At 69.6% G+C, this 13,372-nt stretch carries 9 protein-coding genes; 5 read left to right on the top strand and 4 right to left on the bottom strand.

Features of this window, described 5'->3' with window-relative positions; all coding sequences use genetic code 11:
* Nucleotides 1-8 precede the first annotated feature (8 nt).
* Nucleotides 9-779 (bottom strand): SDR family oxidoreductase, encoded by a 771-nt coding sequence (locus tag J4H91_RS02660; RefSeq protein WP_208044719.1) that lies wholly within the window; start codon nucleotides 777-779, stop codon nucleotides 9-11.
* A 247-nt stretch (nucleotides 780-1,026) separates the two neighbouring features.
* Between J4H91_RS02660 and J4H91_RS02655 the strand changes: the two genes are divergently transcribed.
* The gene (locus tag J4H91_RS02655) at nucleotides 1,027-2,352 is read left to right on the top strand and encodes a bifunctional o-acetylhomoserine/o-acetylserine sulfhydrylase (protein ID WP_208044718.1); all 1,326 of its coding nucleotides are present in this window, start codon (nucleotides 1,027-1,029) and stop codon (nucleotides 2,350-2,352) included.
* 179 nt (nucleotides 2,353-2,531) lie between these two features.
* Here J4H91_RS02655 and J4H91_RS02650 read toward each other — a convergent pair whose 3' ends face one another.
* Nucleotides 2,532-3,518: a hypothetical protein gene (locus J4H91_RS02650; protein WP_208044717.1), complete on the bottom strand. Its 987-nt coding sequence runs from the start codon at nucleotides 3,516-3,518 to the stop codon at nucleotides 2,532-2,534.
* A 294-nt stretch (nucleotides 3,519-3,812) separates the two neighbouring features.
* Here J4H91_RS02650 and metX point away from each other — a divergent pair, with 294 nt between their 5' ends.
* The gene (gene metX, locus J4H91_RS02645; protein ID WP_208044716.1) at nucleotides 3,813-5,018 is read left to right on the top strand and encodes a homoserine O-acetyltransferase MetX; all 1,206 of its coding nucleotides are present in this window, start codon (nucleotides 3,813-3,815) and stop codon (nucleotides 5,016-5,018) included.
* Nucleotides 5,019-5,116: 98 nt separating this feature from the next.
* The gene (locus tag J4H91_RS02640; protein WP_208044715.1) at nucleotides 5,117-5,707 is read left to right on the top strand and encodes a hypothetical protein; all 591 of its coding nucleotides are present in this window, start codon (nucleotides 5,117-5,119) and stop codon (nucleotides 5,705-5,707) included.
* A 109-nt stretch (nucleotides 5,708-5,816) separates the two neighbouring features.
* Here J4H91_RS02640 and J4H91_RS02635 read toward each other — a convergent pair whose 3' ends face one another.
* Nucleotides 5,817-6,869: a hemolysin family protein gene (locus J4H91_RS02635; protein ID WP_208044714.1), complete on the bottom strand. Its 1,053-nt coding sequence runs from the start codon at nucleotides 6,867-6,869 to the stop codon at nucleotides 5,817-5,819.
* Complete coding sequence (locus tag J4H91_RS02630) at nucleotides 6,866-8,224, bottom strand: CNNM domain-containing protein (RefSeq protein WP_208044713.1); 1,359 nt, start codon at nucleotides 8,222-8,224, stop codon at nucleotides 6,866-6,868. The genes J4H91_RS02635 and J4H91_RS02630 overlap by 4 nt, the downstream gene beginning before the upstream one ends.
* A gap of 320 nt (nucleotides 8,225-8,544) precedes the next feature.
* Here J4H91_RS02630 and J4H91_RS02625 point away from each other — a divergent pair, with 320 nt between their 5' ends.
* Nucleotides 8,545-12,147, top strand: a complete 3,603-nt coding sequence (locus J4H91_RS02625) for a multifunctional oxoglutarate decarboxylase/oxoglutarate dehydrogenase thiamine pyrophosphate-binding subunit/dihydrolipoyllysine-residue succinyltransferase subunit (protein WP_243752568.1) — start codon at nucleotides 8,545-8,547, stop codon at nucleotides 12,145-12,147.
* A 110-nt stretch (nucleotides 12,148-12,257) separates the two neighbouring features.
* On the top strand, nucleotides 12,258-13,286 hold the full coding sequence (locus J4H91_RS02620) for an agmatine deiminase family protein (RefSeq protein ID WP_208044711.1): 1,029 nt from the start codon (nucleotides 12,258-12,260) through the stop codon (nucleotides 13,284-13,286).
* Nucleotides 13,287-13,372: the final 86 nt, after the last annotated feature.

Here is a 13,372-nt window from a genome sequence, read left to right as displayed (position 1 = left end):
CGCCTCGCTCAACCCTTGGGCACCAGAGGGCCGCGATGCGTGTGGAACACACTCGACTGCGCGACGGGGCGCAGCGTGATGAGATCCTGGTTCACGTGCGGGGGCTGCTCGAAGGCGCCCACCAGCACACGGGCCACGTCCTCGGCCGTGAGCGGGATGACGTCGGCGTAGGTCCTCTCAGCCGCCGCGGCGTCGCCGCGCAGCCGGTTCAGCGTGAACTCCTCCGTGTGCACGAGGCCGGGCGCGAGCTCCATGACCCGGATCGGCTCGCCCGCGAGCTCGAGGCGCAGCACCTCCGTGACGGCGTGCGCAGCGAACTTCGCGGCGTTGTATCCTCCCCCGCCCGGGTAGGCGCTGAGGCCCGCCGTCGAGGTGAGGTTCAGGATCGAGGCCCAACCGCTCGCGCGGGCTCCCTCGCGCAGCACCGGCAGCATCGCGGCGGTCACGGCGCGGAGCCCGAGCACGTTGACCTCGAACATGCGGCGCCAGTCGTCGTTCGACGAGTGCTCCACCGACTCGGTGCCGATGGCGCCGCCCGCGTTGTTCACGAGCCCCGTCGCACCGCCCGTGGCCGCGACCTCCGCAGCCAGGCGCGACACCTGCTCCTCGTCGGTCACGTCGCAGACGACGGCGTGCGCACCCGTCTCCTCGGCGAGCGCCCTGAGCCGGTCCTCGCGGCGGGCGACCGCGACGGTCTCCCAGCCGAGCTCCGCGAAGCGCCGTACCGATGCGGCGCCGATCCCCGAGCTCGCCCCGGTCACCACCACGCGTCTCACCATCTGCGACTCCTCTCGTCTCGATCCCTCTCTTCGATCCTATTCCGCATCGGGGTCGCCGTTCTTCGCCGGGTTGGCCCACGATTCACGCGATTCGCGGGCCATCCCGGTGCGCATCGGCGCTCTCGGAGGGGCATCAGGTTACGCGGAGTGTCGCGCGGCATTGTCGTTCCCGCAAGACCTTCGTAGTCTCTTCAGCAGCGCATCTCCGCGCGCCGACCCTCTCCGCATCACTCACCGAGGAGCAGCCATGACCGACCAGACCGCCTGGGGTTTCGAGACCAAGCAGATCCACGCGGGCCAGCAGCCCGATCCCTCGACCGGGTCGCGCGCGCTGCCCATCCACCAGACCACGGCCTTCGTCTTCGAGGGAACCGAGCAGGCGGCGAACCGCTTCGCGCTCGCCGAGCTCGGCCCGATCTACACGCGCATCACCAACCCGACCCAGGCGGTCGCCGAGGAGCGCGTCGCCGCGCTCGAGGGCGGCGTCGCGGCGCTGCTGCTCGCCAGCGGTCAGGCTGCTTCCACCTTCGCCGTGCTGAACATCGCGAACGCCGGCGACCACATCGTCTCGTCGAGCTCCATCTACGGCGGCACCTACAACCTGTTCAAGTACTCGCTCGCGAAGCTCGGCATCGAGGTCACCTTCGTCGAGGATCAGGACGACCCCGCGGCCTGGCAGCGCGCCGTGCGTCCGAACACGAAACTGTTCTTCGCCGAGTCGATCGCCAACCCGCGCTCCGCGGTGCTCGATATCCGCGCCGTCGCCGACGTCGCCCACGAGAACGGCCTGCCGCTGCTCGTCGACAACACCGTGGCGAGCCCCTACCTGATCCGCCCGTTCGAGCACGGCGCCGACATCGTGCTGCACTCGGCCACGAAGTTCCTCGGCGGCCATGGCACCACCCTCGGCGGCGTCATCGTGGACGGCGGCACCTTCCCGTGGTCCGAGCACGCGGACCGCTTCCCCGGCCTCACGGAGCCCGATCCCTCGTACAACGGCATCAGCTACACCGGCGCCGTCGGCGACGCTATCGCCTACATCATCAAGGCGCGCGTGCAGCTGCTGCGCGACTTCGGTTCGGCGATCGCCCCGAACAGCGCCTGGCTGCTGCTGCAGGGCATCGAGACGCTGTCGCTGCGCATCGAGCGCCACGTGCAGAACGCGCAGGAGGTCGCCGAGTGGCTGGACTCCCACGACGACGTCGCCTCGGTGTCGTACTCGGGGCTGCCGACCTCGCCCTGGTACGCGACTGCGAACCGCTACGCACCCAAGGGCGTCGGCGCGGTGCTCTCCTTCGAGCTGAAGGGAGGCGTCGAGGCCGGCAAGGCGTTCGTGAACAGCCTCGAGCTGTTCAGCCACGTCGCGAACATCGGCGATGTGCGCTCGCTCGTGATCCACCCGGCCTCGACGACGCACTCGCAGCTCACGCCCGAGCAGCAGCTCACCGCGGGCGTCACCCCGGGCCTCGTGCGACTCTCGGTGGGGCTCGAGAACATCGCCGACATCAAGGCCGACCTGGAGCAGGGCTTCGCCGCGGCGCGCGAGGTGCGGGCAGCGGCGGCGAACGCGTAGGGCTCGCGAGGCCTCGCTCGCGACGCGGCTCGGCGGCGGGCGCCGAGTGAACGAACACTGCGGGGGTGAGAGAACATCCCGGGAGACCTTCCCACGATGTTCTCTCACCCCCGCAGTGTTCGTTCGCGCCCCAGGTGTTCGTTCGGCCTGCAGATCCAGGGAGAGGGATCGGGCCTGCGTCACGAGGGGCGCCGAGCGCTCGGCCTCAGACCGGCAGGCGGGCGAGGGATCGGCAGCCCGAACGCATCGAGCACGCTTGCGAATACCAGCTCGGTCGCGATCTCGGGCCAGCCCCAGCGGAACACCGCCTTCCGCGTGGTGGCCTCCACCCAGTTCTGCCTGCGCCGCTCGCGATAGAGCACCTCGTCCGCGGTCATCTCGCCCCGCACCTCGACGTCGAGGTACTTCTGCTTGCCGTCGCACTCGCCGAAGCATCCCAGCCCGAGGAACTCGAAGTCGATGAGGTAGTTCCCGCCGCGCGGCGACCTCACCGGCACCTGCAGCGCCACTTCGAAGCCGAATCTGCTCAGGTACAGGTGGCTCACGCTCTCGAGGGGCGAATCGGTGCGGGGGTCTGCGACCTCCAACGGCTCGCGGGCGCGGCGCACCCCGCGCCGACCGCGAAGTCTCGCGAGCCTCTCCTGCATGATCGCCCGCCACTCGTCGAGGCCCGACTCGTCGATGTCACGACGAATCCGGAAACGGTCGCGGAGGTATGCGTCGGCGCAGGAGACCGCAGTCTCGGGCCTGTCGAACCGTGCCAGGTCGAGCAGTGTCCGGTCGGGTGACGTGCAGAGGAGGCCGTTCACCTCGACGACCTCGTGCGGCTCGAGGTGCGCGCGGCGTCTCACGACTCCCGCCGTGTTGCGGTTCGTTCCCTCGGTGCGGGTCGTGACGAGGACGGGCGGATCACCGGATTCGTAGAGCGGCCATCCGTGCAGCACCGCGGCGGAGACGCCCGAGAAGACGGGCGGGCACGACGCTCTGCGATGCGTCGCAAGCACCCGGGCGAGATGCCGGTCCTCGGGCTGCAGCGCTCGCCACAGCTCGGCGGGGAGAGCAGCGCCGCGGCCCAGCCTCACGGACTTCTGCGGCCCGATCCGCGCGTCGCGATCGGTCAAGATGAGATGCGCCTCGATCCTCCCCATGCGCTCTGCGGTGCTCATGCGCTCTCCGTGATGCTCATGTCCCGATCATCGCCTGCGCGCAGCCCCTGCGGTGGCCCGAAGACCGATCTGTGGATAACTCGGTGCCCCCGGCACCGGGCACTCGAAACCGAATGAACACGAAGGGGACGAGCGAACACTCGGGGATCCCTTCCCGGAGTGTTCGTCCGCGCCCCGGGTGTTCATTCGCGCCCCGGGTGTTCGTTCGCACCCCAGGTGCTCGCCGGACCGCGAGGGGTCCCCCTCCCGTAACAATTGCGCGGGCCACCTCCGACACGGGCAGAATGGGGAGCTATGGACTGGCAGACGCCCGAGGACTCGTTCCCGACCGACTTCATCACCGACGCGCAGCTGCGCGCGCTGATGGGCCGGCCGCCGATCTCCGGCGGTTGGCGCGACGGCGACCCCGTCGGCGACCGCCGATTCGCCTCGATCGGGGCGCTCACCACGGAGGCGGGCGCCGAGCTGCCGAACGTGCGCATCGCCTACGAGACCTTCGGCGAGCTGAACGAACGGCGCGACAACGCGATCCTCGTGTTCCACGCGCTGACCGGCGACAGCCACCTCGTCGGCTCGGCGGCCCCCGGCCATCCGACCGACGGCTGGTGGGCCGAGATCGTCGGGCCCGGCCGCCCCCTCGACACGACGAAGTACTGCGTCGTCGCGCCCAACGTGCTCGGCGGCTGCCAGGGATCCACGGGCCCCGGCTCGCTCGATCCCTCGGGGCACGAGTGGGGCGGCCGCTTCCCCTACCTCACGATCCGGGATCAGGTGGAGGCGGCGGCCCGCTTCGCAGACGAGATCGGCATCGAGCGCTTCCACACGGTCATCGGCGGTTCGATGGGCGGCATGCACGCCCTGGAATGGGCGATCACCCGGCCCGGACGCGTGGAACGCCTCGCGGTGATCGCGGCGCCCCCCGTCACGACGGCCGACCAGATCGGACTCAACCTCGTGCAGCTCGAGGCGATCCGCTCGGATCCCTTCTACCGCGACGGCAACTACTACGACGCCCCCGACGGCACCGGCCCTCACCACGGCCTCGCGACGGCGCGCCGCCTGGCCCTCCTGAACTACCGCAGCAACACCGAGCTCGACGAGCGCTTCGGGCGGTCCTGGCAGTCGGCGGTGAGCCCGCTCGGCGGCGGCGGGCGCTTCGCGGTCGAGTCGTACCTCGACTTCCACGGCAACAAGTTCACCAGGCGCTTCGATGCGAACAGCTACCTGACGCTCGTGCAGGCTATGAATTCCCACGACGTCGGCCGCGGCCGCGGCGGGGTGCGCGCGGCGCTCTCGACCCTGGAGCTGCCCACCCTCGTGCTGGGAATCCCCAGCGACCGGCTCTTCACGCTCGAGGGGCAGGACGAGATCGCGCGGCACACACCCGGCAGCCTCGACGGCGACCGGGCGACCCGCATCGATTCGCCGTTCGGGCACGACGCCTTCCTCATCGAGTTCGAGAAAGTCGGTGCGCAGCTGCAGCGGCTGCTCGCCGTCTGACGAGGGATCGGCTGCCCTCCCATCATTCTCACAAGCGGCTCCCACATTGCCGTCGTAGGCTCTCCGCGGAAGCAATTCGCAGCAAGACGGGAGCCGCATTGGTCGTCAACCGCGTCACACGCGCGCCGCGCGCGTTCACCGCTGCCGCGGTCGTGACGGTCGCCCTCCCGCTGTGCCTGACCGCGTGCGCGACGGCGGAGGACCTGGGAAACCGGGCCGCCGAGCTGCGCGCCGCGAATGACTCGGACCTGCTGGCGGTTCCGGTCGAGCGGGTGTACGAGGTCTCCAGCTTCGAGCTCACCGAACCGCAGGCGCTCTCCTCGCTCGGCGAGGTCGCAGGGTCGCAGCTGCGGCACTCGGGCTACGTCGTGCTGAGCGACGACGTGATCACCGAGGCGGAGCTCTCCTTCGAGCTGGTCGGAGTGCAGAGCGCGAGCTTCACCCTGACCGAGCCGACCGTCATCAGGCGCGCGGAGGGCGAGACCGATCCGGTATACGTCGCCGGCGACCTCACCGTCGGCGACCGCGAACCGTACCCCGCCACCGTGAAGCTCACGCCCACCGTGATCGACGAGGACGCCCTCGAGTTCTCGCTCGACTTCGAGCTGCCCGCCGACCTCCCCTTCGCCGAGAACGGGCTCGTGCCGAGCGAGTTCTCGGCGCGGATCGCGCTGACCGCGGAGCTTTGAGTCCCGACGAGTCGAAACCGGGGCGGCCCTCGATTTCGACTCGCTTCGCTGGCTCAATCAGCAGGGAGAGGCTTCGCTCGCTCAATCGGCTGGAAGGGCTCCACCTCGCTCAGTCGGCGTCATAGCGCTGCCGCCTGGTGGCGTCGTGCACCTCTCCGACGAGTTCCTCGATGACGTCCTCGAGGAAGACGACGCCGAGGGCCGTCCCCTCCGAGTCGTAGATGCGGGCGAGGTGGATGCCCCGCTCCTGCATGCGCGCGAGCACGTCCTCGAGCTCCGTGTCGGCGTGCATCGTCATCATCTCGCGGATGCGCTTCTGAGGGATCGGCTGCGAGATCCGGTCCTCCCCCAGACGCACCAGATCCTTGATGTGCACGTAGCCGTCGAGGCCGCCGTCGGAATCGGCGATCGGGTAGCGGGAGAAACCGTGACGGGCGACGGCCGCCTCGACGTCCTCGGGAGTCGACCCGGCCGGCAGCACCACGAGCCGTTCGAACGGCACGAGCAGATCCCTCGCCCGCTTCGTCGTGAACTCGAACGCGGCCGTCAGCGCACCGCTGCGGTCCTCGAGCACGCCCTCGCGGGTGGAGTGGCTCACGATGCTCGCGACCTCCTCGAGCGTGTAGGTGCTCGTGGTCTCCGATTTCGGCTCGACGCCGAAGAGGCGCAGCGTACCGTTCGCGACCGCGTTGAGCGCCGCGATCACGTGCCGCAGGAGGCGGGAGACCGCGACGAGCGGCGGCGCGAGCAGCAGCACGGCCTGATCGGGCATCGAGAACGCCGCGTTCTTCGGCACCATCTCGCCGAACACGACGTGCAGGTACGAGACCAGCACGAGCGTCAGCACGAACGCGGTGACGCTGACGACCTCGGGCGACAGCCCGGTCCACGCGAGGGGACCCTCCAGCAGGTGGTGGATGGCGGGCTCCGAGACGTTCAGGATCAGCAGCGAGCACACGGTGATGCCGAGCTGGCTGGTCGCGAGCATGAGCGTCGCGTGCTCCATGGCGTAGAGCGCGGTGCGCGCGCGCTTCGAGCCAGCCTCGGCCCGAGGCTCGATCTGCGAGCGACGCGCGGAGATGACGGCGAACTCGGCGCCGACGAAGAAGGCGTTCGCGATGAGCAGCACCACGAGCCAGACGATTCCCATCCAGTCGCTCATCGGACGCCTCCCCCCTGGGGGTCGCCGTCTCGCGACGCATCGTCCTCCGCGTCGGCGGGGATCGGCCGCGCCGTGAACCGCAGCCGCGAGATCCGGCGTCCGTCCATCCGCACGACGCTCAGCGCGCTGCCGTCCGGCAGAGCGACCTCGTCGCCCGGCTCGGGGATGCGCCCGAGCCGGCTCAGCACGAAGCCCGCAACAGTGTCGTAGTCGTCATCGTCGGGGATTTCGATCCCCGTCTGCTCGCGCACCTCGTCGGGGCGCAGGTCGGCGGGGAAGGTCATCTCGTCGGCCGTGCCGACGACGCCCGCCGCCGCGCGGTCGTGCTCGTCGGCGACCTCGCCGACGATCTCCTCGACGAGGTCCTCGAGCGTCACGATGCCGGCGGTTCCGCCGTACTCGTCGACCACGATCGCGAGCTGGAAGCCGCTGCTGCGCAGCTCCTCGAGCAGCTGATCGAGTCGCATCGTGTCGGGGACGCGCACGACCTCCTCCGCGAGCGCGGCGACCGGCACCTCGCCGCGCTTCGCGCGCGGCACGGAGACGGCCTGCTTCACGTGGACGAGCCCGACGACGTCGTCGCGGTCCTCGTCGATGACCGGGAAGCGCGAGAAGCCGGTGCGGCCCGACAGTTCGAGCACGGCCCGCGCCGGCTCGAGGCGCTGCAGGCTCTCGACCCGCAGCCTGGGCGTCATGACGTCGCCGGCGGTCAGCTCCGAGAAGCGCAGCGTGCGGTCGAGCAGCGTCGCCGTGTCGGCCTCGAGCAGACCGGCGCTCGCCGAGTGCCGCACGAGCGAGGAGAGCTCCTCGGCCGACCTGGCTCCCGAGAGCTCCTCCTTCGGCTCGATGCCGATCGAGCGCAGGATGCCGTTCGCGCTGCCGTTGAGCGCGAGGACGGCCGGCTTGAACGTGGTGGTGAACGCGGCCTGAGCGGGCATCACGACGCGGGCGGTCGCGAGAGGCTTCGCGAGGGCGAAGTTCTTCGGGACGAGCTCGCCGACGATCATCGAAAACACCGTTGCGAGGGCGACTGCGACGGGAGCACTGATCGCGCGCCGCAGATCCTCCGGCACGCCGATCGCGCCGAGCGGCGCGTCGAGGAAGCCGCTGACGGCCGGTTCGAGGGTGTACCCGGCGAGCAGGGTCGTGAGGGTGATGCCCAGCTGCGCGCTCGAGAGGTGCGTCGAGGTGCGCGAGAGGCCCTTGATGACGCGGTCGAGACCGCGCTGGCCCGCGTCGCGCCGACGCTCGAGCTCCTGCCTGTCGAGGGCGACGAGAGAGAACTCAGCGGCGACGAAGATGCCGGTGCCCGCTGTGAGGACGATTCCGATGGCGAGGAGGATCCAGTCGTTCACCGCCGGCTCCACCTCGAAACGTTGGGCCGCGCGTCAGCGCGGCAGGTACTCGGGGGGTCCGAAGGTCTTCGAGAGTCTGCATCCATGGCCTTTCGACCCTATCAGGATCGCCCCGGAGATATCACCGAGAGTTTGGGCGCGGATCGTACGGAAAGGGCGTAGTGTGGACTGCGGTATGGCTATGGCGCCGGCACCCCGGTTACACGATTGCCACCTATCGACACGAACGAGAGGAAGTCGCTTTGGCGGAGCGCACGGAGACCACCGGCCAGGCTGGTCCCGCAGGAGAATTCGGTGCAAACGCATGGCTTGTCGAGGAGATGTGGAAGCAATTCCAGGTCGACAAGAACTCGGTTGATCAGGCGTGGTGGTCGACGCTCGAGAAGTACGGGGCCTCGCAGCAGGCCGCCGACGCCGCCCCGGCCGCCGCTCGCGAACCGGCGCCCGCAACGGCCTCGATCAGCACGGCGACGCAGCCTGCGCGCACCACCAACGCTGCCCCCCGAGTCGCACCGATTCCCGCAGATGCGCCGCGCACCAACGCGGGCGCGAACCGTGAGGCCCTCGAGGCCGACCAGATCACGCCGCTGCGCGGCATGGCGCGCACGCTCTCCAAGAACATGGATCAGAGCCTCGCCGTGCCGACCGCCACGAGTGTCCGCACGATTCCGGCGAAGCTGCTGATCGACAACCGCATCGTCATCAACAGCAACCTGCGCCGCAGCCGCGGCGGCAAGGTCTCCTTCACCCACCTCATCGGCTGGGCGCTGATCCAGACGCTGAAGGAGTTCCCCAGCCAGAACGTGGCCTACGCCGAGGTCGACGGCAAGCCCTCGATCGTCGTGCCCGCCCACATCGGCCTCGGCATCGCGATCGACGTGCCGAAGGCCGACGGCACCCGCTCGCTGCTCGTGCCCGCGATCAAGCGCGCCGAGACGCTCGACTTCAACGACTTCCTCGCCGCGTACGAGGATCTGGTGAAGCGCGCGCGGGCCGGCAAGCTCGAGCCCTCCGACTTCCAGGGCACCACGATCTCGCTCACCAATCCCGGCGGCATCGGCACCGTCCACTCGGTGCCCCGACTCATGCAGGGGCAGGGATCGATCATCGGCGCCGGTGCTCTCGAGTACCCGGCCGAGTTCCAGGGCGCCTCGGAGGAGGTGCTCGTCAACCTGGGCATCTCGAAGACGATCACCCTCACGAGCACCTACGACCACCGTGTCATCCAGGGCGCCGGCTCGGGCGAGTTCCTGAAGAAGGTGCACGAGCGTCTGACGGGGGGCCACAACTTCTACGAGGAGATCTTCGCGGCCCTGCGCATCCCCTACAAGCCGATCCAGTGGGCGAGCGACATCCACGTCGACGTCGCAGGCGCCGTGGACAAGACGGCGCGCGTGCAGGAGCTCATCAACTCCTTCCGCGTGCGCGGCCACCTCATGGCCGACATCGACCCGCTCGAGTACGTGCAGCGCACCCACCCCGACCTCGAGATCGAGAACCACGGCCTGACCTTCTGGGATCTCGACCGCGAGTTCGTGACGGGAGGGATCGGCGGCAAGCGCACCATGAAGCTGCGCGACATCCTCGGCGTGCTCCGCGACTCCTACTGCCGCAAGATCGGCATCGAGTACATGCACATCCAGGATCCCGAGCAGCGCCTGTGGCTGCGGGATCAGCTCGAGGTGCCCTACGCCAAGCCGAGCCACGACGAGCAGATGCGCATCCTCGAGAAGCTCAACGAGGCCGAGGCCTTCGAGACCTTCCTCCAGACCAAGTACGTCGGTCAGAAGCGCTTCAGCCTCGAGGGCGGCGAGTCGGTGATCCCGCTGCTCGACGCGATGCTCATCGACGCGGCCGAGGACGGCGTCGACAGCGTCGACGTCGGCATGGCGCACCGAGGTCGCCTGAACGTGCTCTCCAACATCGCGGGCAAGACCTACGGCCAGATCTTCCGCGAATTCGAGGGCGCCCAGTCGCAGAAGGCGGGATCGGGCGACGTCAAGTACCACCTCGGCACCACCGGCGTGTTCACCGCCCCGAACGGTACGCAGGTGCCGATCCACCTCGCGGCGAACCCGTCGCACCTCGAGACCGTCGACGGGGTGCTCGAGGGCATCGTCCGCGCGAAGCAGGATCTGAAGCCGATCGGCTCCTTCACCACCCTCCCGATCCTCGTGCACGGCGATGCGGCGATGGCCGGCCAGGGCGTCGTGTACGAGACGCTGCAGATGTCGCAGCTGCGCGGCTACCGCACGGGCGGCACGATCCACATCATCATCAACAACCAGGTGGGCTTCACGACGCTGCCGCGCGACTCCCGCTCCGCGGTCTACTCCTCCGACGTGGGCAAGGTCGTGCAGGCGCCCATCTTCCACGTGAACGGCGACGACCCCGAGTCGGTCGTGCGCGTGGCGCGGCTCGCCTACGAGTTCCGTCAGCGCTTCCACATCGACGTCATCATCGACCTCGTCTGCTACCGCAGGCGCGGCCACAACGAGGGCGACGATCCCTCGATGACGCAGCCGCTCATGTACGACCTCATCGAAGCGAAGCGCTCCACGCGACGCCTCTACACGAGCGCGCTCGTGGGTCGCGGCGACATCACCGAGGAGCAGTACGAGAAGGCGAAGCAGGACTTCCAGGACCGCCTGGAGCGGGCGTTCCAGGAGACGCACGCGGCGCAGACCGGCTCGATCCCCGTCATCGATCAGAGCGGCATCGGGGAGGCGCAGAGCAACGGCGAGCGCGAGGGCGCCGTGCTCGAGACGGCCGTCGACCGCTCGGTGATCGAACGCATCGGCGACGCCCACCTCAACAAGCCCGAGGGCTTCACCGTGCACCGCAAGCTCGAGCAGCTGCTGCAGAAGCGCGGCGAGATGAGCCGCGAGGGCGGGATCGACTGGGGCTTCGGCGAGCTGCTCGCGCTCGGATCCCTGCTGATGGAGGGCACGGCGGTGCGATTCGCCGGTCAGGACGCGAGACGCGGCACCTTCGCCCAGCGCCATGCCGTCTTCCATGATCGCGCCAACGGCCAGGAGTGGATCCCGCTGCTGAACCTCTCCGAGGATCAGGCCCGGTTCTGGATCTACGACTCGCTGCTCGCCGAGTACGCCGCGCTCGCCTACGAGTACGGCTACTCGCTGCAGCGCGAGGACGCGCTCGTCGTGTGGGAGGCGCAGTTCGGCGACTTCGCCAACACCGCGCAGGCCGTCATCGACGAGTACATCGCGGCCGCCGAGCAGAAGTGGGGGCAGCAGTCCTCCGTCGTGATGATGCTTCCGCACGGCTACGAGGGCCAGGGCCCGGACCACTCCTCCGCGCGCATCGAGCGCTTCCTGCAGCTGTGCGCCGAGGACAACATGATCGTGGCCCGTCCCTCCACGCCGGCGAACCACTTCCACCTGCTGCGCCGCCAGGCCTACGCCCGCCCGCGCAAGCCGCTCGTGATCTTCACGCCCAAGTCGATGCTGCGACTGCGCGGGGCGACCTCGAGCGTCGAGGACTTCACCTCGGGTGGTTTCCAGCCGGTCATCGACGACGCCCGCATCGAGAACGGCGACGCCGTCGAGCGCGTCGTGCTCGTCTCGGGCAAGCTCTACTACGACCTGCTCGCGGCCCTCGAGAAGCGGCCCGATCCGCGCGTCGCGCTCGTGCGCGTCGAGCAGTTCTACCCGATCCCGGCGATCGAGCTCGGCCGCGTGCTGGCCCGTTACCAGAACGCCGAGCTCGTGTGGGCCCAGGACGAGCCGGAGAACCAGGGCGCCTGGCCCTTCATCTCCCTCGTGCTCGCGAAGCACCTCGCGAACGACCGCATCAGCGTCATCTCCCGCCCGGCCTCGGCGGCCCCGTCCACCGGCTCCGCCAAGGTGCACGCGGTCGAGCAGGAGGCCCTCATCGCGAGGACGCTCAGCTTCGACGACTGAACTCGAGGCGCGAGGGATCGACAGGGATCCCTCGCGCAGTCTCCCGATGCCCGGTCGCCCAGCGGCCGGGCATCACCCGTAACCCCGCACTTCACCACAAGGAGCACCCCATGACCACCTGGCGCATGCCGATCGAGGGCCACGAGCAGGAGCGCATCTGGCTCGCGTGGCCGTCGAGCGGCTACACCCTCGGCGACACCGAGACCGAGGTCGAGGAGGCCCGCACGACGTGGGCCGCCGTCGCCAACGCCGCGAGCGAGCACGAGCCCGTCACCGTCGTAGTGAACCCCGGCGACGAGTCGATCGCCTCGAAGTATCTCTCGGCGCAGATCGATCGCATTTCGGCGCCGCTGAACGACGCCTGGATGCGCGACATCGGCCCGAGCTTCGTGATCGGCGACGACGGGCGCCTGGGCGCCGTCAACTTCGTGTTCAACGGCTGGGGCGGCCAGGACTGGGCGGAGTGGGACAAGGATCAGCACATCGGCCGCATCGTGGCCGAGGCGGCGGGTGCCGAACTGGTCGACTCGGAGATGACCAATGAGGGCGGCGGCATCCAGGTCGACGGCACCGGCCGCGTCGTGCTGACGGAGACGGTGCAGCTCGATCCGGGCCGCAACCCGGGCTGGACCAAGGAACGGGTCGAGGCGGAGCTCGAGCGCACCATCGGCACGACGAGCGCGCTGTGGCTGCCGCGCGGTCTCACGGCCGACCACGAGACCTACGGCACTCGCGGTCACTCCGACATCCTCGCGGCCTTCCCCCACCCCGACGTGCTCCTCATGCACCGGCAGGATGCGGAGTCGCACCCCGATCATGCGATCGCGCGCACTAACCGCGAGGTCGCCGAGCGCTGGATCGCCGACACGGCTCCCGGCGTCGAGATCATCGACCTGCCCGCCCCCGCGGCGCTCCGCGGCGCGGAGGGCTGGGTCGACTACAGCTACATCAACCACGTCGTCATCAACGGCGCCGTGATCGCCTGCGCATTCGGCGAGCAGGCGGCCGACGAGCGCGCCCAGGCGATTCTGCGCGAGGTGTACCCCGGTCGCGAGGTCGTCGGCATCGACGCGCGGCCGCTCTTCGCACGCGGCGGCGGCATCCACTGCATCACGCAGCAGCAGCCGAAGGCCGGCTGAGCGGCCTCGCGCTGAGCTGTGTCGCGGGCCCCGCGTACCCCCAGGGGGGCCGGGGCGCGCCCGGGGTGTGGGGGGCCCCGCCGCCG

It is taken from the genome of Leucobacter ruminantium (assembly GCF_017565705.1).
Classification (GTDB): domain Bacteria; phylum Actinomycetota; class Actinomycetes; order Actinomycetales; family Microbacteriaceae; genus Leucobacter; species Leucobacter ruminantium.
The sequence above is the reverse complement of the archived record's forward strand: the minus strand, read 5'-3'. Positions and strand labels throughout refer to the sequence as shown.